Origin of the sequence: Acidithiobacillus acidisediminis (assembly GCF_023277115.1) — a bacterium.
Classification (GTDB): Bacteria; Pseudomonadota; Gammaproteobacteria; order Acidithiobacillales; family Acidithiobacillaceae; genus Igneacidithiobacillus; species Igneacidithiobacillus acidisediminis.
Genome location: NZ_JALQCS010000001.1, coordinates 2,429,968 through 2,451,551, shown reverse-complemented (window position 1 = coordinate 2,451,551; position 21,584 = coordinate 2,429,968). Strand labels below are relative to the sequence as shown.

23 protein-coding genes are annotated in these 21,584 nt (G+C 57.3%); 18 read left to right on the top strand and 5 right to left on the bottom strand.

Annotation, left to right across the window (positions count from 1 at the left end):
- Positions 1-13: 13 nt before the first annotated feature.
- The 5 genes from M5D89_RS12250 (at position 14) to M5D89_RS12230 (ending at position 6,236) form a co-directional block, all read left to right on the top strand.
- The gene (locus M5D89_RS12250) at positions 14-562 is read left to right on the top strand and encodes a GspH/FimT family pseudopilin (RefSeq protein ID WP_248886078.1); all 549 of its coding nucleotides are present in this window, start codon (positions 14-16) and stop codon (positions 560-562) included.
- On the top strand, positions 559-975 hold the full coding sequence (locus M5D89_RS12245; protein WP_248886077.1) for a type IV pilus modification PilV family protein: 417 nt from the start codon (positions 559-561) through the stop codon (positions 973-975). Before M5D89_RS12250 ends, M5D89_RS12245 begins: the two co-directional genes overlap by 4 nt.
- Before the next feature lies 1 nt (position 976).
- A complete protein-coding gene (locus M5D89_RS12240) occupies positions 977-2,119 on the top strand; it encodes a PilW family protein (RefSeq protein ID WP_248886076.1) in 1,143 nt (380 codons plus the stop codon).
- A gap of 2 nt (positions 2,120-2,121) precedes the next feature.
- Positions 2,122-2,754: a pilus assembly PilX family protein gene (locus M5D89_RS12235; RefSeq protein WP_248886075.1), complete on the top strand. Its 633-nt coding sequence runs from the start codon at positions 2,122-2,124 to the stop codon at positions 2,752-2,754.
- Positions 2,755-2,906: 152 nt separating this feature from the next.
- Positions 2,907-6,236, top strand: coding sequence for a pilus assembly protein (locus tag M5D89_RS12230; RefSeq protein ID WP_248886074.1), 3,330 nt, complete (start codon positions 2,907-2,909; stop codon positions 6,234-6,236).
- A gap of 205 nt (positions 6,237-6,441) precedes the next feature.
- On the opposite strand, the gene M5D89_RS12225 is transcribed toward M5D89_RS12230, so the two are convergent.
- Positions 6,442-7,497: an IS5 family transposase gene (locus tag M5D89_RS12225; protein ID WP_248884234.1), complete on the bottom strand. Its 1,056-nt coding sequence runs from the start codon at positions 7,495-7,497 to the stop codon at positions 6,442-6,444.
- A 79-nt stretch (positions 7,498-7,576) separates the two neighbouring features.
- Here M5D89_RS12225 and M5D89_RS12220 point away from each other — a divergent pair, with 79 nt between their 5' ends.
- The 4 genes from M5D89_RS12220 (at position 7,577) to M5D89_RS12205 (ending at position 9,081) form a co-directional block, all read left to right on the top strand.
- On the top strand, positions 7,577-7,816 hold the full coding sequence (locus M5D89_RS12220) for an HP1242/YdcH family protein (protein WP_248886073.1): 240 nt from the start codon (positions 7,577-7,579) through the stop codon (positions 7,814-7,816).
- The gene (locus M5D89_RS12215; protein ID WP_248886072.1) at positions 7,813-8,232 is read left to right on the top strand and encodes a tetratricopeptide repeat protein; all 420 of its coding nucleotides are present in this window, start codon (positions 7,813-7,815) and stop codon (positions 8,230-8,232) included. The genes M5D89_RS12220 and M5D89_RS12215 overlap by 4 nt, the downstream gene beginning before the upstream one ends.
- Positions 8,233-8,443: 211 nt before the next feature.
- Positions 8,444-8,671 carry a type II toxin-antitoxin system Phd/YefM family antitoxin gene (locus M5D89_RS12210; protein ID WP_248886071.1) on the top strand — a complete coding sequence of 76 codons (228 nt, stop codon included), beginning with the start codon at positions 8,444-8,446 and terminating at the stop codon, positions 8,669-8,671.
- Positions 8,668-9,081 (top strand): type II toxin-antitoxin system VapC family toxin, encoded by a 414-nt coding sequence (locus M5D89_RS12205; protein ID WP_248886070.1) that lies wholly within the window; start codon positions 8,668-8,670, stop codon positions 9,079-9,081. Before M5D89_RS12210 ends, M5D89_RS12205 begins: the two co-directional genes overlap by 4 nt.
- 78 nt (positions 9,082-9,159) lie before the next feature.
- On the opposite strand, the gene M5D89_RS12200 is transcribed toward M5D89_RS12205, so the two are convergent.
- Together M5D89_RS12200 and gluQRS are read right to left on the bottom strand one after the other, a co-directional pair.
- On the bottom strand, positions 9,160-9,690 hold the full coding sequence (locus tag M5D89_RS12200; protein ID WP_248886069.1) for a DUF4124 domain-containing protein: 531 nt from the start codon (positions 9,688-9,690) through the stop codon (positions 9,160-9,162).
- Positions 9,687-10,556 carry a tRNA glutamyl-Q(34) synthetase GluQRS gene (gene gluQRS / locus M5D89_RS12195; protein ID WP_248886068.1) on the bottom strand — a complete coding sequence of 290 codons (870 nt, stop codon included), beginning with the start codon at positions 10,554-10,556 and terminating at the stop codon, positions 9,687-9,689. Before gluQRS ends, M5D89_RS12200 begins: the two co-directional genes overlap by 4 nt.
- Positions 10,557-10,940: 384 nt before the next feature.
- On the opposite strand from gluQRS, the gene thiL reads away from it, so the two are divergent.
- Genes thiL through alaS form a run of 5 tightly spaced genes read left to right on the top strand, consistent with a single transcriptional unit; the run spans position 10,941 to position 16,998 of the window.
- The gene (thiL, locus tag M5D89_RS12190; protein ID WP_248886067.1) at positions 10,941-11,945 is read left to right on the top strand and encodes a thiamine-phosphate kinase; all 1,005 of its coding nucleotides are present in this window, start codon (positions 10,941-10,943) and stop codon (positions 11,943-11,945) included.
- Entirely contained in the window at positions 11,935-12,801 is an 867-nt protein-coding gene (locus M5D89_RS12185; protein ID WP_248886066.1) for a CinA family protein, read from the top strand. Before thiL ends, M5D89_RS12185 begins: the two co-directional genes overlap by 11 nt.
- Positions 12,802-12,834: 33 nt before the next feature.
- Positions 12,835-13,875 carry a recombinase RecA gene (gene recA / locus M5D89_RS12180; RefSeq protein WP_248886065.1) on the top strand — a complete coding sequence of 347 codons (1,041 nt, stop codon included), beginning with the start codon at positions 12,835-12,837 and terminating at the stop codon, positions 13,873-13,875.
- Complete coding sequence (locus M5D89_RS12175) at positions 13,872-14,339, top strand: regulatory protein RecX (protein ID WP_248886064.1); 468 nt, start codon at positions 13,872-13,874, stop codon at positions 14,337-14,339. Before recA ends, M5D89_RS12175 begins: the two co-directional genes overlap by 4 nt.
- Before the next feature lie 19 nt (positions 14,340-14,358).
- On the top strand, positions 14,359-16,998 hold the full coding sequence (gene alaS, locus M5D89_RS12170; RefSeq protein ID WP_248886063.1) for an alanine--tRNA ligase: 2,640 nt from the start codon (positions 14,359-14,361) through the stop codon (positions 16,996-16,998).
- Positions 16,999-17,029: 31 nt separating this feature from the next.
- On the opposite strand, the gene M5D89_RS12165 is transcribed toward alaS, so the two are convergent.
- On the bottom strand, positions 17,030-17,650 hold the full coding sequence (locus M5D89_RS12165) for a hypothetical protein (RefSeq protein WP_248886062.1): 621 nt from the start codon (positions 17,648-17,650) through the stop codon (positions 17,030-17,032).
- A gap of 147 nt (positions 17,651-17,797) precedes the next feature.
- On the opposite strand from M5D89_RS12165, the gene M5D89_RS12160 reads away from it, so the two are divergent.
- From M5D89_RS12160 to M5D89_RS12150, 3 genes are all read left to right on the top strand, one after another.
- Positions 17,798-18,349 (top strand): RNA polymerase sigma factor, encoded by a 552-nt coding sequence (locus tag M5D89_RS12160; RefSeq protein ID WP_248886061.1) that lies wholly within the window; start codon positions 17,798-17,800, stop codon positions 18,347-18,349.
- Positions 18,336-19,034: an anti-sigma factor gene (locus M5D89_RS12155; RefSeq protein ID WP_248886060.1), complete on the top strand. Its 699-nt coding sequence runs from the start codon at positions 18,336-18,338 to the stop codon at positions 19,032-19,034. Before M5D89_RS12160 ends, M5D89_RS12155 begins: the two co-directional genes overlap by 14 nt.
- An 87-nt stretch (positions 19,035-19,121) precedes the next feature.
- Positions 19,122-19,742 carry a ferritin-like domain-containing protein gene (locus M5D89_RS12150; RefSeq protein ID WP_248886059.1) on the top strand — a complete coding sequence of 207 codons (621 nt, stop codon included), beginning with the start codon at positions 19,122-19,124 and terminating at the stop codon, positions 19,740-19,742.
- A gap of 72 nt (positions 19,743-19,814) precedes the next feature.
- Here M5D89_RS12150 and M5D89_RS12145 read toward each other — a convergent pair whose 3' ends face one another.
- On the bottom strand, positions 19,815-21,002 hold the full coding sequence (locus M5D89_RS12145) for a multidrug effflux MFS transporter (protein ID WP_248886058.1): 1,188 nt from the start codon (positions 21,000-21,002) through the stop codon (positions 19,815-19,817).
- A 182-nt stretch (positions 21,003-21,184) separates the two neighbouring features.
- On the opposite strand from M5D89_RS12145, the gene M5D89_RS12140 reads away from it, so the two are divergent.
- The gene (locus M5D89_RS12140; protein WP_248886057.1) at positions 21,185-21,568 is read left to right on the top strand and encodes a DUF4168 domain-containing protein; all 384 of its coding nucleotides are present in this window, start codon (positions 21,185-21,187) and stop codon (positions 21,566-21,568) included.
- The last annotated feature ends 16 nt before the right edge of the window (positions 21,569-21,584 follow it).

Genomic DNA, 21,584 nt, shown 5'->3' with positions numbered 1-21,584 from the left:
AGCGGGGGCACGGGTGAAGGCCCTGGTCCCGACACGCAGCGCCTCCGGCTTTACCCTGGTGGAGCTGATGGTGATCATCGCGGTAATGGCGATCATCGCCGCCGTGGCCATTCCACAGTTCAATATCTGGATGATTCGCGCGCGGATTCAGGGGGCGGCAGGACGATTGCAGCAGGACATCACCTGGGCCGAAGGCTACGCCATACGCAGCGGCTACCCCGTGCAGGTACAGGTGCAAGGAGGAGGAGCGCAGGGCTGTTCCTGGACAGTCACTCCGGCGGCACTGAACGTACAGCAACAGGTACCGCAGATGCCGGCGAGCCGGTTTGCCAGCCAGTTTCCCAATACGGTGTGTCAGGTAGTTACCAGCGCGACGTTCAGCATTACTCCAACGGGGATGGTATATAGCAATGGCACCGTGAGCAGCGCTGCCATTACCTTTGGCAATGCCACCGGCGATGCCGCGCGATTTGGATATTGGCTGGTTGCCCTGAGTGGCGCTGGCAATGTTCGCAACTGTGCTACCAGCGCACCGACCAGCAGCGTGTGTAACCAATCATGAAAAACACGGAAACTGGCCTGACCTTGATCGAGGCGATGGTCGCCTTGGCGGTGTTTGCCATCGGCTCTTTGGGAATACTTAGTATTTACCTCGGTACCTTCTCTAGTGCGCAGCAGAATCAGGATCTGACCTCTGGGTATGAGATCGCCCAGAGTGCCATGGGTATTCTGCGTGCCAATGGTGCAAATGCGCTGAGCCTGAATGGCGCCACGGCAACCCCTACTCAGGTGAGCAGCAGCCTCCTGAGTCCCGTCTCTCAGGTGATGAGCGCCTATGGTATGCCGGCGCAAACTCAGGTCTCACTGTCTGTCAATTCTCTGAATGGCAATGGGCAGTGCCCCTGTTCTGCCGCCGTGACTGTGAGCTGGGCCGGTGGCCACGTGTACAGCACACAAAGTATCGTGGGGTACTGAGATGCAGAATCGAGAAAGTGGCCTCAGTTTGGTGGAGCTCCTGGTAGGGCTGGTGGTAGCAGGACTCCTGGCGACCGCGATTTTCACCTTTTTCCTGCAGACCAGCCAGAGCGTGGGGCAGCAGTCCGCCAATGGCGAGATGTGGCAGCGCGGACGCAACGCCCTAGCCATCATGCGCCAGGCCATCGAGTCGGCGGGTTATGGGCTGCCGTCTTACGGTCAGTGCCCGAATGGGGTGGTTGGTATTAGCAGTTTAACCAGCCAAGCCAATGCGCTTACTGGCATTACTGCATCGGCGCAAGTCGTGTCGGGAGTGGACACTTGGCAAATCAGTACGGTCATCGGAGGAAGCAGTTTTGGCGGTGCCCCTGCTACCACGGTGCAAAGTCAGCAAGGTAGCAATTTATCCGTCGCCAATACAGGACCTCTAAATCCCGGTGATATTGCCCTGATTGCGCTGCCCGGGATAGGGGTTTGTGTGATTGGGCAGATGACCAATGTGGCTGGCAAGGGAACCCTAAACAACAGTTGTACGGTAACTGGCGGCGGAAATGCACAAGGAAACGGGACAGTAGTTTTTAACTCCGGCAAAGGAAATTCCACCTGCTTCCAAGCCAACCCCAACCAACTGTTCAGTTTGGTCAATACTACCAGCGCTGGCACTATTGGCAGCAGTGCCTTTGATGGTGCGAATTTGTACGATCTAGGCTCGCAGGATTTTCTGTTTCAGACATTCCAGATCATGGAGAGTCCGGCAGGTAGTACACCTACCCTGTATATGACGCAATATACGGGGATCCAGGCCACCGCCCCCAATCCGCAGCCTCTGGCAAGAGGTGTCGTGGACCTGCAGTTGCAGTATGGTTTGGGGACCAATGGATCAGTTCAGAATTGGGTGTCGCCTTCGGCATATACGCCGTCTGCCACCCAGCAGATCGTGGCTGTGCAGCTCGCCATGTTGATCCGCAGTAGCCAGTACTTGCCCAATAGTCTAAGCCCAGCAACATTTGACCTGCTGGGCAACACCTACACGGTGCCCACCAGCGGTGGACCTGGATGCTTACAGGGTAACTGCCGACATTATCAATATCATTTGTTCCAGAGCATCATCCCAGTGCGTAACGGCATCTGGCAGGGGGAGTGACGATGCAGCATGTATTTCTGCACCAATCAGATGCGAAAAACCAGGAACGGGGCGCTATTCTGGTGGTAGTATTGGTGTTGATATTTGCCGTAACTTTGGCTCTGCTTGCCTATCTATATCTGAATAAAAATAATGCGTTGATTGCATCTAATTTGGCAGTGCAGAATTCAGCGCAAGAAGCTTCGGATCAAGGATTGCACGATGCATCCTCTTGGCTGAATGGGTTGCCCAATTGGCCGGAAATAATAGCAACTGCGAGCTCTACTGCATTAGCTCCCAGATTCTTTATGAGCATGCCTACCTCTGGCTACCTTAGTACTGCCGTCACCGGTAGTACGGCTCCCATTCAAGCTCCTACAGACCCAACTTACTGGACAAGCTGTGTGGCGAATAATACCTGCCACTCTATTGGCACGGTGGCCTATGGCCCATTTAGCTATCAGGTGGAGTATGTGATTTTTCCTTCTGGAGGCCTTTCTACGCAGCAAAATGGGAATGAGCAATCGCAAGCTGGCAACACTGGCGGTGAAATACAGTCGCGTTATTACACGGTGTTTGTGCACGTAATGAGAAGTAATGGTGGTGGCTTGGGCGTTACCATTGAATCAGTTATCCGAAAGGTGGTGGCATCATGAAAGTAGGGTTCGCAAGACGCAGACTCCCGCGAGCACGCAAAGCGCTGGCAGCCGTGCTGGCAGTGAGTATCAATCTCCTGCCTCTACAAGGGTTGATGCCAGTCGCACACGCTACCGGCGGGCTAAATATACCGCCTTCCGAGCAACCCCAGGTGCTGATCATCCTCGATAACTCCCAGGGGATGGCGGGAGTACTACAGGCTACCCAGGGATACGCTAGCGCCAGCGGAGGAACGCCGGCTTGGTCCGCTAATTTGTCTGGCGCAATCATGACGGGATCTGGTACGGTTTCACAAAATGCCAACTCTAGTTCGCCACCCTACTATTCGACCAGCGGATTTACGCCTCCAGCATTGGGTTCTGCAGGTACCATTAATCAATTTACAGTGTCCTGTGGCGCCAGTGGATTGACATCTGCCGCTGTCTCCGCTTGCGCGACTATCGGAAATAATGGCTACGTTGATAATTCTCCGTCCATGTTAAATGGTGTAGAGGTCCCTCTCAGGAATGTTTTGTCAACCCCGTTATATGCTAATAATATTCAGTTTGGTTTAGAAACCTATCTTGGTGCGTATACTTACTCCCAGACAAAAACAGGAACATATCTATATAATACCTATGTTTACTATATGAGTAGCCAGCCAAATCCCTATAATATTGACCTAGGGGGTCGGCAAGTAAATCTGTATACCAATGATTTTAAATTTGGATCTTCTCAAACTTCTCCGTCGGGATATGGTCTAACTGTAAATAACCCTTGTTATAACAGTGATAGTCGCGATTGCCAATTAATTCAAAAATATTTTGGAAAAGGAAATGGCTCAATTTCTGATCCTTATTTATACGTGTACGACAGTTCAGATAATCCGGTTATTAATGATGTTTTATATAAGCAGGGGTCTTCTGGTAGCAACTTTCTGAGCAAGGTCTTTGAAAAGTACAGTAGCAACATCTCTCAGGGGTTGAGCGCTTACGAGAATCAAATCACCAATAAAAGTCCTATTGTTTCTTATTACCCGACAATCAATTTGAATCCGACCAGTGCTGGATACATTACGTCTTCCTACGATACGTGGTATTCTCAAAGAGGGTATGCGTTTAATAATAACGCGGTCCTTGCGGACCATGGGAATATAGTGGTTCCTATAAAAGTGGGGAGTACAGCGCAGCTTTCTGCATTACAGGGCGCGCTTGCTCCAGAGGTTTTCTCCAACAATTCAAGTACCCAGTATGCTTCATCGAAATATCCCGTCAGTGCAAGCGCGGGCTATGCACCGGTCGCTGGGGCATTCGCGACAGCGATGAACTATCTCACGGGTACATCTTCTCAGATTTCCCAAACTATTTCAGCACCTCCAGCTACATGCGGTAAACAGTATGTTATTTTCATCACAGATGGTCAGCCAACGATGGGGACTAATGGCCACATTTATCCGCCGCTTGGAAGCGCATCCGCTACAAATTTTGGGATGACTCAAAGTAATGCGGTATCTGAGGCTGTTAGTGGCATAAAGGCTTTGGCAGCCAATGGCGTCAAAACATATGTTTTGGGGGTGGGGTCCGCCGTGAATCCAGGCGCGACGGACGCGACTCCGGCGCAGCAAGCGGTTGCTTTACAGGGTCAAGCTGTTCTCAATGCGATGGCACAGGCCGGTGGTACTTCGAGCTATTATTCCGCAAATACGCAGGCGGGCGTGCAAGCTGCTTTGAATAGCATTGTGGCCAATATCCTTGGGAAAAGTGTAGTTTCTTCGTATGCCGCACCGCCAACGGTGACTGTCGGATCTTTGGAGTTCTTGCTGAAAAATGTGAATCCAGTCACAGGTCAGGGGGACTTGTATGCGTACCCAGTTACGAGCACTGGCGCGGTAAGCAGCACTGCAAGCTGGACGGCAAGCCAGATTATGACGCAGAACTTGAGGTCGACCAAGCTCTACACCACTCCCTGGAGTTCGAGCGGCAATAGCGGGGGGGCGCCGGAGAACTTTTCTACTGTTGCATCTACAGACTCCGCGGCCTTCGGCGTTCTTCCGACCGGTTTGACCGCTAGCGACATTGTCGATTACACGATTGATCCATCATTCAGCAAGGGCCAATATTTGGGAGGACGAGATTCCGGTTGGTACATTGGTTTGCCAAGCAGTGCGCCAGCAGCTGTGCTCGTGCCGCCGGATAACGCGAACCTGTTGAGTGCGGGTAGCTCTTATCTGACCTTTGCTGCAAACCACGCAGGCAGGCAAAACGCCGTACTTTTTTCTGACAACGATGGCTTTCTCTATGCCTTGGGCTACAATAATAGTGGTGCTCCCACCTTGCTTTGGGGCTGGATGCCTGGGGCTTTGCTCCCGGCTTTACAGAATTTCCAGACATTCTGGCAAGGCAATAACATGGGGGATTTCTCCACGATTGACGCCTATAACGGTTCTGCCTGGCATACCTACGTCGTGGGCGTAGCAAATAACGGCGGCATTGTTTATGATTTGCAGCTTGGTGGTACTACTGCCCCAAAACTGAATTCCGTGGTAAACCAATATACTTATGCCGGCTACGCGCAGCCGCAGCCCAGTGCGCCGGTGTATTACCAGATACAAAACCCGAGCGCCACTAATTTTGGTACTACCTGGGCGCTGTTTGCCTTGAATACAAACTCGGGGAATTATCTGGATGTGCTCAACGTGGGTTCCGGAGTTAGCTATCTGGTGTCCTTGCCTTTTCCCAATACGGCAACACCATACATTGATGCGAGCGGAAATTTGTATCTGGGGGATGCCAACGGTAACGTTTATGAAATGTCGAACAGCGATTTATTGAGTATATTAACAGCAAAAAACGCTAGCGCCATAAACTCAAGTTTAAAATTTTCTCCTGTGGGTAATTATGCTCCGTGGGCAAGCCCAGCTCTTCAGAGTAACGTGCAATTCATCGGCGGAACTTTCTACCAGGGAGCAAATTATCTGCGCGTACAGGGTCCGAACGGCGTTACGCTATTCAAGCAGAGCAATGGTACTTGGGCTCCAGTTTGGACCGCGTACAGTGGCGGAGCCGGTTCTTGGAGCGGTGCGACTTACTCGGCTCAGAGTGGGTCGGTGACGAGTAATTCCATCTCTCCCCTACCTGAAGGTTCCACAGTTAGTGATCAAGCCCTTATAAGCGGTGGTAATGTTATTGTTCCTGTTACGATACCAGCGGCTGCCGGGAGCTGTGGCTATAGCACAGCAGCGTACTACATTTATGGTTTGACCAATGGCGTTTTCCCATCTGGTGCTTTCACGACTCCATCCGGTACTGCGATCCTCCAGGGTTTTGTGGTTGGAAGGGGATCGGCGTATACGCCCACTGTAAGTATTTTCAATGGAAAGACGCTGCTGCAGGGAGCTGCTAGTCAGAATACTACGGGTGGAACTTCGGGGTTTGCGTCGGCTCTAGGCGGGGGCCTGCCCGTCGGCGGTCCAGTGGCTTGGCGACTCGATTTGACGCAGTGACAGATTGCTTCTACGTGCGGTAGGCTGACGCATCACGTTTGATCCGAAGATTGACTCTAGGAGGATGCGGAAAAAATCCGTAGAAACGCCCTGGCGCTATCGGATTTGGTCAAAAATTGCCGAATAGGCAGCCCTATCAGGCCTGTTTTGCCCGCTGTTGCAGTCTTTTTGGGGCCATTTTGGGATTCCAGACGCAGTACTCCCATCAGGCCACCCCCAACCGCACCATGCGGACCAGGTTGTAGGCGACGGTGACCAAGGAAAAGTGCAGACCGACCCGTTCCAAACCACGGAATCGGGTTTTCCGCATCCCTCCCACAGTCTTCATCCAGCCGAAGATGGATTCTATCCGCCGCCGGACGTGGATGCTCATGGCATAGCCCCGGTGGCGAGTAGTCCGGGCATCGATGGCCGAGCCTTTTCGCTTGCGGGCTACATGAGGGGTCACATTCCGATCCCGGAGATTCTGGACGAAGCCGTGGCGGTCATAGCCCTTGTCGGCACCGAGGGTGATGCGCTGGTTCCCGCCCAGATCGTCCACGAGTTGGACGGCGGCGTCGACTTCCGCCGTACCGTCGGCGGTGGTGACCTGCTCTCCGGCAATCAATCCATGCCGATTATCCATGAGCACATGCCCAAGATAGGCCAAGCGGGAAGCTTCGCCGGGCGCCTTTTTGTAGAGCCGGGCATCGGGGTCGGTCACCGAGGCGTGAGTCTCGTTACTGCGCGACTGGCCGCGGAAATCGGAACCATCGCCCTCACGGTCCTCGGGATCTTTCGGCCGGAAGGACTTCTGCGAAGCCCAAGCTTCCAGCAGGGTGCCATCGACGGAGAAATGCTCTTCGGAAAGCAGATTCTGGCCGCGGGCCTGTTCCAGTACGGATCGGAAGAATTCCCGTACCGTCCCATGATCCAGCAACCGATCGCGATTCTTAGTAAAGACCGTGGGCACCCAGACGTCGTCGTCCATTCCCAAACCGACAAACCAACGGAACAGCAGGTTGTAGTTGAGTTGCTCCATCAGCTGCCGTTCCGAGCGGATGCTGTAAAACACCTGCAGCAGTAGCGCCCGCAGGAGAAACTCCGGGGGAATGGAGGGGCGACCGTAGGTCGAGTACATCGTGCTGAAGTGGCTATCCATCTCCGCCAGGGAGCGATCCACGATAGCTCGGATCGCTCTCAGCGGATGGTCCTGGGGCACCCGTTGCTCCGGGGAAACGTAGCTGAACAACCCTTGGGTCTCTACCTTCGCTCCACGCATCTTTCCAACCCCCGCTGCACCATTTTGCCCAGTATACCACCGACTTTTTCATCACCGTCCTAGGGAGGACACGATTCTGATGCAATCGGAACATCAAGATTTTGCCACGGAGTTTCCAGAGCTGGCGCAACGCATTGCGGAGTTGCGGGGGGGGAATACGCACTTTCAACGGCGTCTGAACGAGTTTAAGGAGCTAACGGCGCGCATCGAGCACGTGGAGCGCAATGACGCGGCGTCGGATTCGCCGGAACTGCAGGCAATGAAGCAACAGCGCTTGGCGCTCAAGGATGAGCTTTACCAGATGGCGACGCGGGCATGAGAGTCTCCCCACAGCGGGGTCTCGCCTGGGCAGCATGCACGCTGGGGGGCTTGTTGTTTGCGCTGAGTGCTCTGGGGATGACTTACGGTAGCGCCCTGCAACTGTGGCAGGGGGCGGCGGCGGGGAATGCTGCAGACTTGGCACAGTTGCGACAAGCCGCGCAGGCTGGCAGCCCTGCTGCAGAAACGGTGATGGGGGAGCTCGAGGTGCATACCCACCATGATCGCCAGGCCTTGCAGTGGACGCGCAAGGCGGCAGAGCAAAATGACGCGCGGGCTGCCTACGATCTGGGCTTTGCCTATCAGGTTGGTCTGGGCGTTCCAGAAAATCCCGCGCAGTCCTTTGCTTGGTATCGTCGCGCTGCGAGAGCAGACTTTACCGGCGCGCAAAATACCGTAGGCAACAGCTTTTACTGAGCACTCTGTTATCCGTCTGCGCCCGGTACGTGGGCTTTAGTCGATGCTTCGTCGCGGTTCAGGTGGCAGATTCTCAGAGGGTGTGGAGACTATGTTTGAGTAATCACGGAACGCTGAGCCGGACTTCGAGCTTTGAACACGGCTAGCACTTTACAGGTTGACCAACAACGCAGAATATACTTCTTGGTATGACCAAGTTATAGGATTGTTGATGAAAACCATGACGGTAGCTCATGCAAAAGCACACCTGTCTGCTCTGCTCGACGAAGTTGAGGCGGGGGAAGGGGTAATTATCACGCGTAGGGGCAAACCGGTGGCACGCCTGATTCCCGAATCGCGATCAAAGGGCTTCGACTGGTCTGACTTGCAGCTGTGGGTTTCGGCACCACCAAGGGCCGGTATGACCGTTGAGGAGATGCGTAAACAGGATATGCTGTGATCTATCTCGACACTTCGGTGTTGGGTGCGATCTTTTTTAGGGAGCCGGGTGCCGCGGACCTGGCCCGTCGGCTCGAAAGTCATTGCAAGGAGAGGCTATTGATCTCCGCCTGGACGTTGACCGAAATGGCCAGTGTTGGTGGCATTAAAGAGCGGACCGGGGCCATCGACAGCCTGACTCGTCAGCAGGCGCTCACCAACTTCCAGCGTTTTGCATCCATGAAACTTGAAACGGTAGAAATTGAGCCTGCAGATTTTCGCACCGCGGCAGTTCTTATCGAATCGCCCGCCGCCTTACGTGCAGGGGATGCGCTGCACCTGGCGGTTGTACGCCGCTTGGGCGCTAGACTCGCCACGCTAGATAACAGGCTCCGTACAGCGGCAAGCAGCTTTGGCTTTGCCATTTTCTAGAAAAATCGAGGTGCAGATTGCGGCGCCAGGAACACCCGCGCGCAAAATACCGTAGGTAACAGCTTTTACTGAGCGCCCTCACGGTCCTTGCCGCGGCCAGGGTCCGGTATACCACGGTGGAATTTGCGGCAGACCATTGTCCGGCACGGGTTTGCTTGGCAGAGGGCGGGGCGGCCGGGGCCGAAGTGGCGGGCGCGGCGGGTAGGGGTATGGCGGATAGAGAAAGAGGGATGGGCCGCGGTCCTCATGAATCACTTGCGGCTGTCGTTGGCCGAGATAGCTTTCCAGGGCGCGAAGTAGATTCAGTTTGGCTGCCAGTTCTTCGTCCTTGGCGACTTGCTGTTGCGCCTGCTGTTCGCGGTGTTGGGAGCTCTGCACCTTGGGCGGTGCCGTAGTGGACGGAATGGGAGGAGGGGGGCTTTGCTCGCCGATTTTCTGCACATTCTGGGCGCCCTTGGGGACATGATCGCCAAAGCTGACGACGCCGCTGGGCGAAACCCAGCGATAGATGGGCAGCGCATCTGCCTGCTGGAGCAGGAAAGGCAACGCCAGTACGCAAGCGCTCACGAGAATGCGCCCATTTCGCTGCAGCCGTTGGATGCTATTCATTTATGCACCCCCATGATGTGAGTAGTTCCCGCCCTGCCCAGGGGTTCGTCCTGTGCTCGGGTGAGGGCCCATTCCCGCCATTCTACGCTGCTGGCGCCACGCAGGGAGGCGGGCGTTTTCCAGCCCAGAACCTGCAGGCTCTGTTCCCACGCCGCAGCGGGATCGAAAGCCCCGGCGTCCGCACTCTTAGACAGCTTTTTTCCGTCCGTGCTGCACAGTAGGGGCAGATGGCCATATTCCGGGGTGGCAAGACCCAGTTCTTGTTGCAGATATTGTTGCAGGGGGGTGATTTCCGTCAGGTCGGCGCCGCGAATGACCTCGCTCACTCCTTGCTCGGCATCGTCAACGACGCAGGCTAGCAGATAGGCAATCGGTCCATCGGCGCGCAGTAGCACTGGTGGAACCTCGGGGTTTGCAACAGCCTGTATACCTAGATAGCGATCTGTCCAGGGCGTCTGGGGCAGCTTGCGGATATCCAGGCGCCAGGCCCGCGCCGACTGGGGTGGCTGTTCTCGACAGTGACAAGGGCGCTGGGTCAGATCCTGGCGGGTACAGGCGCAGGGATAGGCGAGCCCTCGCTGTTGCAGTGTGGCCAACGCGGCAGCATATTGGTCGCCATGCGCCGATTGATAGCGGATGGGTCCATCCCACTCGAGTCCCAAGGACTCCAATTGGCGCAGGATTTGATCGTGGGCCCCATGCCGGCAGCGTCCCGTGTCGATATCGTCGATGCGCAAGAGCCAGCGCCCTCCCTGGGACTTGGCGCTGAGGTAACTGCCAATGGCGGCGAGGGCGGAGCCCGCATGCAGGGCGCCGCTGGGGCTCGGCGCGAAGCGGCCAGTGATGGCGTCTGCGCGATTTGTCACAACCTTCCGAGATTGGTTGCGCAAAGAGAGCTTATGGTAGTTGGCGCAGCGGCTGGGTGACAGGATCATCGCTCAAAAAGTCATGCCTTTGAGTGGTTTTTTGCAAGATTGGCAAAAAACGCTCGCGCAAAACGCGTATGCGCTGCTGCGCCAGCTGACGAGCTTGACGCAGCTGTTCTTGCCCTCCGCTATGTACGTAACCGCCATTTTCCACGGCAAACACCCTCAGACTGATAGAGCCATTCTGCGATTGCCTGTTCCGGACGTCAATGTGAACAAGGGCTTTGTTTGTTGCCTATTGCGGCCTGCTTTGCGGAGCTGCATGGCTTTGCATCATGCAATTGGATGCGCTCTAATTCGAGGAAATCACCATTTGGAGGCCCGATGTCCATAGGCGAATTTGCGCTGATTGCGGGGTTGCGTGATGCTCTGGGCCAGGGGCAGGCGCCGGATGGCATCCTCCTGGGCATTGGCGATGATGCCGCAGTGTTGGATTGTGCCGGGCGTGCGCTGGTCGCCTGCACCGATACCCTGGTCGCGGGGCGGCATTTTTTTGCGGAGGTGGGCCCTGCCGATTTGGCTTGGAAGGCCCTGGCGGCGAACCTGAGCGATCTCGCTGCCATGGGAGCATTGCCCCGCTGGGCCTTGCTCAATCTGGCCTTGCCGCAAGGATTGGCGACTCCGACTTGGCTGAATGGCTTTGTGGCGGGTTGGCAAGAGCTGGCGCGGGAATGGGGCCTTGCCCTGGTGGGTGGGGATACCGTGGGAACGGACGGACTCCTGACGGTGACGGTAACGGCTCTCGGTACCCTGGAAGGGGCAGCGATGACCCGCGCTGGCGCGCGCGTGGGTGACGACATCTACGTGACGGGCACCTTGGGTGATGCAGCACTCGCCCTGGAACGCGCCTTCGCCGCTCGGCGCGGGGAGCAGAGCGAGCCTCTGGCAGGTTCGGCATGGCTGGAAAAACGCCGTTTGCGCCCTATGCCGCGCATTGCCTTCGGCCAAGCCGCACAGCAGTTGGGGGTGCGTTGTGCGCAGGATGTTTCGGATGGGTTTCTTGCCGATCTCGGTCACCTCTTACGCGCCGGGGGGTTAGGAGCGCGCATTGATGCGCAGGAGATTCCACTTAGTACCGAGTTGGCGGGCTGGGTGGCAGGAGACTGGGAACGCTTGCTGGGTACTGCCCTCACCGGTGGGGATGACTACGAGCTGATACTTTGCGCCGCGCCTGCGCTGGGGAGCGCCCTGATGCAGGCCGCCCAAGAAACGCGAACCCCGTTGCGGCGAGTAGGCGAGATTTTGCCTGCTTCTGCCGGGTTGGAATTGTTCTGGCATGGGCAACGGCAGGCGTTACCGCACCATCAGGGGCATGAGCATGTCTTATGAATTGGCCCCGATCACGCTGTATTTGCCCTGGCGCTCGCAGGCCCTGCCGATTGCGCAGCGGGTAGCGGCCTGGCTGGCACTCGCGGGCCAAGAAACGCGGGTGCAGATGCTGGAGCCATTGCCTACACCGGGTGCGCAGGATCTGGCCCTGGGAGATTTTACCAATAGGGATGCCTGGACGGCGGCGGGTGGACAGTTTTTGGACCCCCTGAATTGGCCAGGTCTTGCCGCCTATCTGCAGCGGCGCTGGCCGTTGCCCAGCCTGCCGCAAACGCGCTTTGCCGTGACCCCGGCCTGGGCGCCCTTGCCGGGCGAGTTGTGGGTGACGGATGGGACTGGTCTCGATCTGGCCTTGGCGCCCCCGGAATGGGCCCTGTTACAGGCTGCGCAGCAGCAGGGGTTGCTTCTGGCAACGGCGGAGTCCTGTACGGCGGGGGGCATTGCCGCGCGTTTCGCGGCGCTTCCCGGCTCCTCCGCAGTATTGCGTCAGGGCTATGTGGTTTATAGCAATGCCGCCAAGGAGGAGATGCTAGGCGTTTCGCCTGTCACCTTGCGTGCCCATGGGGCGGTATCGGAAGCAGTGGTGCAGGAGATGCTCGATGGCGCTTTACGCCATGCAGATCTGGCCGTGGCGGTGAGTGGCATCGCCGGGCCGGGCGGAGCGGTGCCGGGCAAGCCGGTTGGCACCGTTTGCATCGGTTGGGCGCTGCGGGACAAGCGCCAGGTGACGACCCACTGCTTTGCCGGTGACCGCTGGACGGTGCAGGTAGCGGCCGGCACTGTGGCCCTGGGTGGTCTGCTTGACCTGATGAGGAAAGAGTTCGGGACGATTGGTCTGAACGAGCCCCTCGGGTAGAATGCCGAGACACCCCAATCAGGAGATGGCAAGATGGATGATCAACGCAGCAAGGCTCTGGCAGCAGCCCTATCCCAGATTGACCGGCAGTTTGGCAAGGGCGCCATCATGCGGCTGGGCGAACAGAGTGCCATCAAAGATATTGCTGTCTACTCTACCGGTTCCTTGGGACTGGACCTGGCATTGGGGGTCGGTGGCCTACCGCGCGGGCGCATTGTCGAGATCTATGGCCCGGAATCGTCGGGTAAGACGACGCTGACCTTGCACGCCATTGCCAGCTGCCAGGCGGCCGGAGGCACGGCCGCCTTCATCGATGCCGAGCACGCCCTTGATCCGACCTATGCGCAAAAGTTGGGGGTGGATCTGGAAAACCTGCTCATCTCCCAGCCCGACACCGGCGAGCAGGCGCTGGAAATCGCCGACATGCTGGTGCGCTCCGGCGCGGTCGATCTCATCGTGGTGGACTCGGTGGCGGCGCTGACCCCCAAGGCAGAGATCGAGGGGGAAATGGGCGATTCCCACGTCGGCCTGCAGGCGCGGCTCATGAGCCAGGCGCTGCGGAAACTGACGGGCAATATCTCGCGGACCAATACCCTGCTTATCTTCATTAACCAGATTCGCATGAAGATTGGCGTGATGTATGGCAGCCCGGAGACTACGACTGGCGGCAACGCCCTCAAGTTTTATGCCTCGGTGCGCCTCGACATTCGCCGCATTGGGGCGATCAAAAAAGGCGATGAGGTGCTCGGCAATGATACCCGCGTCAAAGTGGTGAAAAACAAGGTCGCGCCGCCGTTCCGCGAGGCGGAGTTTGCCATCTATTACGGCGAAGGCATTTCCCGCCTCTCGGAGCTGGTGGATCTCGGCGTCAAGTTCGACATTCTGGAAAAGAGCGGTGCCTGGTACAGTTACGGTACGGAGCGCATTGGCCAGGGTAAGGAAAATGCGCGGCAATATCTGAAGGAACACCCGGAGGTCGCCAAGGCCATTGAAGACAAGGTGCGCGCTGCGGCCCTTGGGCATCCGCTGGCCTTCGCCGAAGAGGTGCCGGGCCTGGCTGAAGTTGGGGAATGAGTGACGGCGAGGCAGCCATCGAGGCGGCGGCTTTGCGTCTTTTGGCGCGCCGTGAGTATGCCCGCCTGGAACTGCGCTCGCGTTTATTGCGGCAAAACGGCTTTGCGGCTGAGACCGTGGATCTTGTCCTGGAACGCTTGGCAGAGCATGGCTATCTGAGTGATGCTCGCTATCGCGCTGCACGCATGCGCAGTCGGGCGGCACGCGGGCAGGGGCCTATACTGGTGGCGCGAGATTGGCGTGCGAGCGGGGCTGGAGAAGATCGCGAATTATTGGAAGAAGTGGATTGGCTGGCGCGGGCGCGGCAGAGTCTACACAAGCGGTTTGGTGATCAGGCGCCTGCGGATGCCAAGGAATGGGCAAGGCGAGCGCGGTTTTTACAGGGGCGTGGCTTTCCTGCCGAGTTGATTCGTGCTGCCCTGGCCAGCGCGGATCTTGCCTCGGATGAGGATTACGCCTCGTAGTTGATACGGAAGGAGTCACATGAAGTCAGCAGCCATTCGTTCCGCCTTTCTGGAGTTCTTTGCCGGCCAGGGGCATCAAATCGTGCCAAGTAGTCCCCTGGTGCCGCGCAATGATCCGACGCTGCTCTTCACCAATGCGGGCATGGTGCAGTTCAAGGACACCTTCCTCGGCCTGGAGTCGCGCCCGTACCTGCGCGCGGTTTCCACCCAACGCTGCATGCGCGCCGGCGGCAAGCACAACGACCTGGAAAATGTCGGCTACACTGCCCGGCATCATACCTTTTTCGAGATGCTCGGCAATTTCTCCTTTGGGGATTACTTCAAGCGCGAGGCCATTCAATTTGCCTGGCGTTTTTTGACCGAGACCCTGGGCCTGCCAGCGGAAAAGCTGTGGGTGACGGTCTACGAAAAGGATGACGAGGCAGCAGCCATCTGGCTGGAAGAGATGCAGATCGATCCTGCGCGCTTCTCGCGCTGTGGCGACAAGGACAATTTCTGGAGCATGGGGGATACCGGGCCTTGTGGCCCCTGTTCCGAAATCTTCTACGATCACGGTCCCGAGATCCCTGGCGGCCCTCCCGGCAGCCCGGAGGCCGATGGCGACCGCTATATTGAAATCTGGAATCTGGTCTTCATGCAGTTTGACCGCGACAGCGCGGGCACGCTCACGCCGCTGCCCAAGCCCTCGGTAGATACCGGCATGGGCCTGGAGCGCCTGGCTGCCGTACTGCAGGGCGTACACAACAATTATGATACCGACATCTTTCAGGTTCTGATTGCGGCGGCGGCAGAGATTGCCCAGACGCCTTACGGACAGAGTCCAGAAACAGATACCAGCCTGCGCGTGCTGGCGGATCATATCCGGGCCTGCAGTTTTCTCATTACCGACGGAGTCATGCCCAGCAATGAAGGGCGCGGTTATGTCTTGCGGCGTATCATCCGGCGGGCGGTGCGACATGGACGCAAGCTCGGTATCGAAGAGGCATTTTTTTATCATCTCGTGGCGCCGCTCGTCGCGACCATGGGCGATGCCTATCCAGAACTACGCCAAGGGCAACATGAGGTGGAGCGCCAACTCCATCGCGAGGAAGAGAGGTTCCGCGAAACGCTGCAACGTGGCCTGGATCTGTTGGATGAAGCCATTGGCAGGCTGCCCGCCAACGCGCCGATTCCGGGCGAGGTGATCTTTCGTCTCTCCGACACCTATGGCTTCCCGGTCGATCTTACCGCCGATATCGCCCGCGAGCGTGGCCTGGACATGGATATGGCGGGCTTTGACGCAGCATTGGCGGAGCAGCGGGAGCGCTCTCGTGCCGCTTGGGCAGGCAGTGGGGCGGTGAAGGCGGAAAGGATCTATCACGATCTCGCGATGCAATTACCGGCTACGGAATTTCTGGGCTATGGCGGCTGCGACGGGGCCGGACGAGTACTCGCCATTGTACGCGATGGCAGCGCTGTGGAGCAGTTACAGGCGGGGGAGGAGGGCGCGATTCTCCTCGATCAGACCCCATTTTATGGGGAATCCGGGGGACAGGCCGGTGATTGTGGCAAGCTCTTTCATGGTCAGGAAATGCTGTTCCGCGTCGACGATACGCAAAAGCCCGTGCCCAGTCAGCACGTGCATATCGGGCGGCTTGCCCAAGGTACGATTCGCGTCGGCGATATCGTGCAGGCCAGTGTTGATGCAGAGGCGCGCGCCAGCACCGCCGCCCATCACTCCGCGACCCATCTTCTCCATGCCGTGCTGCGCCGTCGTCTTGGGACGCACGTGCAACAGAAAGGCTCGCTGGTAGACGCCGAGCGGCTACGCTTTGATTTCAGCCACCCCGAACCCCTGGGTAAAGAAGAGCTACAGGCCATCGAGCGGGAAGTGAACGCGGCGATTCGTGCCAATGTCGTTGCCGAGACCCGCGTCTTGCCCTTGGCAGAAGCCCAAGCCTTAGGGGCGATGGCCCTTTTCGGCGAAAAATATGGCGAAGAGGTGCGAGTGGTATTGATGGGCGAGCATTCGCTAGAGTTCTGCGGCGGCACCCACGTCCATGCCTTGGGAGAGATCGGATTTTTCAAGATCCTGAGCGAATCGGCGGTCGCGGCAGGCATACGGCGCATCGAGGCCGTGGCCGGGGAGGCGGCGCTGCGCAGTGTGCAGCAGGATGAGGAACGTTTGCGGGGCGCGGCAGCACTGCTCAAGGCGGCACCGGCAGAATTGGATCAACGCTTGGCGCAGACTCTGGAGCGCCTGCGCCAGTTGGAAAAGGATCTGGAACGCAGCAAGCAGGAGCTGGCGGCCTCGGCGGGTGCCGACTTGGCCACCAAAGTAGAACGGATTCATGATGTTCCGGTGCTGTTGCAACGCTTGGACGGCATGGACGCCAAGGCCTTGCGTGAGGTCCTGGATCGTCTGCGCTCGGAAATCAGCTCCGGCATCATTGTGCTGGCGGGGGTTGCGGACGACAAGGTTGCCCTCCTCGCCGCTGTCAGCAAGGATCTGCATGGCAAGGTACAGGCCGGTGAGTTGGTGAATGTCGTCGCCCAGCCATTGGGCGGTAAGGGGGGTGGGCGCCCGGATATGGCCCAGGCCGGGGCCGGCAAGCCAGAAGGGCTCGACGCGGCGATGGCCCAGGCCAAGGCGTGGTTACAGGAGAGAATGGTCTCCTAGCTCACGGCTGCGGAGTACACCGCAGCCCAAGTCAATGATTCTGCCAAGGTTGGTCATGCCCATGATCGCCGCGTCCCTGGTTGCCTTGACCATGCCCATGATCGCCGCGTCCCTGATTGCCTTGATCATGCCCTCGATTGCCGGGGCCGTTCCAGCCTCCGGGATATTCGCCACGTCCTGGACCTTGTGGGTGTGGCGGATGCCCATACTGTGGACGATATTGCGGTGGCATTGGGGGCATTGGCCGTGCTTGGGGCCGGAAATGTCGCCAATGCGGGTCGCGAGCATGAAACTGCGCATCGCGTTGCACCCGCCCCCATTCTCCTGGAGACCAGCGGCGTAGCCCTGGTGGTGGCGCAGCAATCGGGCGCCAAGGTCCACGAAAGCCGGGACCTGCCCACCATCTATTGCCGTAGTAGTAATAGTAGTTTGAGCCCACATAGAAAATCGGTTGGCTACTGCCATAAGCGGCATATGCGCCGAGATTCGAGAGCCAGACCATGAGGGGTGGGGTGGCGACGACTGCTGGCGGATAGTAGGCTGGCGTGCCGATGTTGAGTTGCAGATCAATGGGGTCCGCCATTACGAGGCTGCTCATGGAGAGGAGCGCTGCGCTCGCCAGGGCGAGAGATAGAGAAAGCTTTCTGGTCATGATGCCCTCCGGTATACCGTGTTGTCGTGGTCAATGGGCGCGCTTCTGCGCTATGCTCGTAGGATCAACCTCTCTGCAGCATACGGCTTTGCGGATCAGAAGCGAGCAACGAACTGTGATTAAATGTGAATTTTTTGGTGCTACGGCGTGATTGCCGCGACGGATCTCGAGGAGTTGCTGCAGGCCGTTGCCCGAGGCGATCAACAGGCCTTCCAGCGCTTTTATCAAGAGACCTCAGCGCATCTTTACCCGGTTGCTTTGCGTATTCTCCGAGAGGAGAGCAGGGCGGCAGATTGTCTGCAGGATGCCTTCGTCAAAATCTGGTTGAAGGCCGCAGACTACCAAATGGGCCGATCTCCGCTGGCATGGGCGGCGGCGATCGTTCGCTATCAGGCGATTGATCTGCTGCGGCGCCTGCCCAAGGATGAACCCGGCTGGGATGAGCCGGACTGGGATCGGGAAGAGTGGGGTGAGGATGGCGAGATGTCTGCGCTCTATCCGGCGGAACGAAAGCGGCTAACAGACTGTTTGCAGCGGCTGTCCGTCGACCAGCGGCAGGCCATCGTGCAAGCCTTTTATCGCGCCTCGACCTATGAGGAGGTGGCGCTGCAGCTTGGTACCGCCCTGGGGACGGTGAAGAGTTGGATTCGTCGCGGATTGTTACTGTTAAAGGATTGTTTGCAGCATGAATCTACGTAAGTACCCACCATTGGCGGAACAATTGGCCGCTGCCTATGTTGTTGGTCACTTGCATGGCAGGGCACGCCTGCGTTTCGCACGTTTGCTGCAACAAGATGTGGTTCTTGCCCAAATGGTGGGTCGTTGGGAGGACGCTCTCTTGCCCGCATTGCTCCCAGCGCAGGGCCGGCCAGTTCCGGCGCGAGTATGGCACGGGATTCAGGCGCAATTGCCAGCACCCGCCCTGGTCCCTTCTCGGACGAACTCCGCACCGCGTTTACCGTGGTGGCGACGTTTGGCGTTGTGGCAGGGCGTGAGCGCTGCTCTTGCTGTGGCCATCGTCGTGACCTGGTTATGGCCTAGTGCGCCGCAAATGCCGATGCTTGCTGTGGTCAATAACCGTCAGGGGCAGGCGACCTGGGTATTCCATGCCAGTGCGCACCACATGCGCTTGGTAACGCTGCGGCATACCGTGATCCCGGCAGACAAGTCTCTGCAGCTCTGGGCGATTGTGCCGGGGAAGAAGCCGGTTTCCATGGGGCTATTGCCGATGCAAGCGGGGCAGACCCCTGTGTTACCGGTACCGGACCACATGAACCTGCGTCATGCCCATCTTCTGGCGGTAACCCTGGAGCCGGCTGGCGGCTCTCCAACCGGTCAGCCCACTGGCCCGATCCTGCTCCAGGCAACGTTGATATCCAATTGAGGGCTGCATCTGAAATTTATGGCTCTGCGTAGAAAGCGGTGATGGCATTGTTCATCGCTTTCTTTTTGTCACAGGCAGGAGATTACCATGCAGGAAAATATGCAATCTGGCGCAAATCGTCGTGACTTTCTCAAGAAAAGTGCCCTCTTTGGCTTGGGCCTTGCCGCTGCCGGCAACCTGATTTTGCCGGCTACTGCACGGGCAGCGGGTATGGCCTCGAACAGTGAAAGTCATGATCTGGGGATCCTGAATTTCGCCTTGAACGCTGAACACCAGGCCATTGCTGCCTACCAAGTGGGCGCAGATAGTAAACTCTTGAAGCCTGGTGCGCTCAAGCTGGCCTTAGAGTTCCAGAAAGATCACGAGGCGCATGCCGATGTGCTGGCGGAAACCATCAAGAAAATGGGTGGTAAACCTGTTGCTGCCAAGTTGCCGCTCACGGCATCCATGGGCGATTTGGCCAAGGCATGGAATTTCCCAGTGGGCAAACTGAAAAATGAGTCTGATGTGTTGCATTTTGCGGCGGGACTGGAGATCGGCGCGGCGAAGGCCTATCTGGGGGCGGTGAAGCAGTTCAGTAATCCGGAGTTGGCGCATGCTGCGGCAAATATCGAAGGCGATGAAGCAATGCACTTTGCCACGCTGCGCTACGCGCTTGGCATGAATCCGGTGCCAGCCGCATTCATTTCGGCCATGCCGAACGACTAAGTGCGCGACTGACACCAGAAAGGGCGCTCCGGCGCCCTTTTTTGTTCTTTGGCTACCAATGTCGAAGCTGGGTCAGGAATCGGTTCGAGCTAATATGCGCCCAGTCAACACGGCAACCATGGCGCAAAATAGAATGACGACAGACATGGGGACAGCGCTGGGAATACTGACGAGGCCGACGCCTATGGCGGCAATTGCGGCACTGGCAAACTGTAGACTGCCCAACAGTGCAGAAGCGGTGCCCGCTTGCTGGCCTTGCTGATGCATAGCGAGGGCGGTGCTGTTGGGCGATACTAAGCCAATACAGGCGACGTACAGAAACAAGGGAATTAGGAGGCCAGCGAGACCCGTTTCCGGAAGGAGACTGGCCAGAAATAGCAGTGCTGCAGCAACGCCCTGAATCCATAAGGCCAATCGCAGTATGGTGCGCGCGGAAAATTGTCGGTGCAAGAACCGGTTGAACTGCGAGAGCGCGATCAAACCCAGAGCATTGAAACCAAAAATCCAGCCAAAATCATCTGCAGGCACCTTATGTAGCTGAATGAAAATGAACGGAGATCCGGCAATATAAGCAAACATGCCGGAGAAGCTGGCGGCGAGAATGATGGCATAAGGCCGGAAGTTTGGATCACGCAGCAGATCACGGAAGCGGGAAAAAATAGCGAAAATATGAAGGGAGTGGCTGGGATCGCCAGAGTGACCTGCAGGTAGCAGCAACGCACTTACCCCCAGGCTCATTGCACCGAGTAAGGCGAGCAGGACAAAAATAGCCTGCCAGCCAAAAAAGACGAGAAGATAGCCACCAATCAGGGGGGCAAAGATTGGCGCGACCCCCATGACCAGAATCATCCGGGAAAAAATGTGCGTCGCGTCTTGCGGTGGAAACAGATCGCGCACCAAGGCGCGTCCTATGACCGGTCCAGAGCAGGCACCAATGCCCTGCAGCAAACGAAAAATCGCAAGCCATAAGGCACTGGGTGCCACCGCGCAGGCGATGGATGCGCCAACGTAGAGGGTAAGGGCAACGAGTAAGGGTGTGCGCCGCCCGAAGCGATCGCTGATGGGTCCGAGAATTGCCTGCCCAGCCGAAAAACCGAGGAAAAAGGCGGCCAGGGTAAGCTGAATACTGAGCTGATGCACCTGAAAGTGTTGCTGCAACGTCGGCAGGCTGGGCAGATACATGTCAATGGAGAGTGCGCCGAAGGCGCTAAGACTACCAAGCAGAAAGATGGTGCGGCGTGAATGCAATGCGGACGTCACAGAGGGAGTCTCATTCATAAAATGGTGATGATAGCGTATGTTCCTGTTTTTTAGCTATGAACTCATGCCATAAAATGAGAACTCCCGAAATATATAAAGATTCATACTTTAATTTTGACAATTGCAGGGGCCGTTTGCTACGGTAAATTTGATTTTAGCGACGGCAAGTGAAAGGAGTGGTTATGAAAAAAGGCGTTATCGTTGTAGCAACGGCATTGATGATGGCAAGCGGCCTAGCCATGGCTGCCACAGCAGAGCAGATGCCAGCCCAGCAAACAACACCAGCCGCAGCGCAGGTTCCGGTAAACGCTCAGGAGCTGCATCATTTTGCTGCTGCGGTGAAGCAAATTCAGCCCATAGATATGAAAGCGCACGCAGTAATCGAAAATAAGAAAATGAGTGAAAGTTCAAAGAAAATGAAGCTTGCGGGTTACGATAAGCAGATTACAACAGTGCTCGCGCATCACCATTTGACACCGGTAAAATACGAAACCTTATTGAAAAAGGCAGAAACGGACCCGGCTTTTGCCAAACGGACAGAGAGTGCCTTGCAGCAGTTGGGATGATGGTGGAGAGACGCGC

What these genes read in the sequence shown, in the direction of transcription:
- M5D89_RS12245 (WP_248886077.1), top strand. Translation starts at nt 559, where the DNA reads ATGAAAAACACGGAAACTGGCCTGACCTTGATCGAGGCGATGGTCGCC.
- M5D89_RS12240 (WP_248886076.1), top strand. Translation starts at nt 977, where the DNA reads ATGCAGAATCGAGAAAGTGGCCTCAGTTTGGTGGAGCTCCTGGTAGGG.
- M5D89_RS12235 (WP_248886075.1), top strand. Translation starts at nt 2,122, where the DNA reads ATGCAGCATGTATTTCTGCACCAATCAGATGCGAAAAACCAGGAACGG.
- M5D89_RS12225 (WP_248884234.1), bottom strand. Translation starts at nt 7,497, where the DNA reads ATGCGTGGAGCGAAGGTAGAGACCCAAGGGTTGTTCAGCTACGTTTCC.
- M5D89_RS12220 (WP_248886073.1), top strand. Translation starts at nt 7,577, where the DNA reads ATGCAATCGGAACATCAAGATTTTGCCACGGAGTTTCCAGAGCTGGCG.
- M5D89_RS12215 (WP_248886072.1), top strand. Translation starts at nt 7,813, where the DNA reads ATGAGAGTCTCCCCACAGCGGGGTCTCGCCTGGGCAGCATGCACGCTG.
- M5D89_RS12210 (WP_248886071.1), top strand. Translation starts at nt 8,444, where the DNA reads ATGAAAACCATGACGGTAGCTCATGCAAAAGCACACCTGTCTGCTCTG.
- M5D89_RS12200 (WP_248886069.1), bottom strand. Translation starts at nt 9,690, where the DNA reads ATGAATAGCATCCAACGGCTGCAGCGAAATGGGCGCATTCTCGTGAGC.
- thiL (WP_248886067.1), top strand. Translation starts at nt 10,941, where the DNA reads ATGTCCATAGGCGAATTTGCGCTGATTGCGGGGTTGCGTGATGCTCTG.
- M5D89_RS12185 (WP_248886066.1), top strand. Translation starts at nt 11,935, where the DNA reads ATGTCTTATGAATTGGCCCCGATCACGCTGTATTTGCCCTGGCGCTCG.
- recA (WP_248886065.1), top strand. Translation starts at nt 12,835, where the DNA reads ATGGATGATCAACGCAGCAAGGCTCTGGCAGCAGCCCTATCCCAGATT.
- M5D89_RS12175 (WP_248886064.1), top strand. Translation starts at nt 13,872, where the DNA reads ATGAGTGACGGCGAGGCAGCCATCGAGGCGGCGGCTTTGCGTCTTTTG.
- alaS (WP_248886063.1), top strand. Translation starts at nt 14,359, where the DNA reads ATGAAGTCAGCAGCCATTCGTTCCGCCTTTCTGGAGTTCTTTGCCGGC.
- M5D89_RS12165 (WP_248886062.1), bottom strand. Translation starts at nt 17,650, where the DNA reads ATGACCAGAAAGCTTTCTCTATCTCTCGCCCTGGCGAGCGCAGCGCTC.
- M5D89_RS12155 (WP_248886060.1), top strand. Translation starts at nt 18,336, where the DNA reads ATGAATCTACGTAAGTACCCACCATTGGCGGAACAATTGGCCGCTGCC.
- M5D89_RS12150 (WP_248886059.1), top strand. Translation starts at nt 19,122, where the DNA reads ATGCAGGAAAATATGCAATCTGGCGCAAATCGTCGTGACTTTCTCAAG.
- M5D89_RS12140 (WP_248886057.1), top strand. Translation starts at nt 21,185, where the DNA reads ATGAAAAAAGGCGTTATCGTTGTAGCAACGGCATTGATGATGGCAAGC.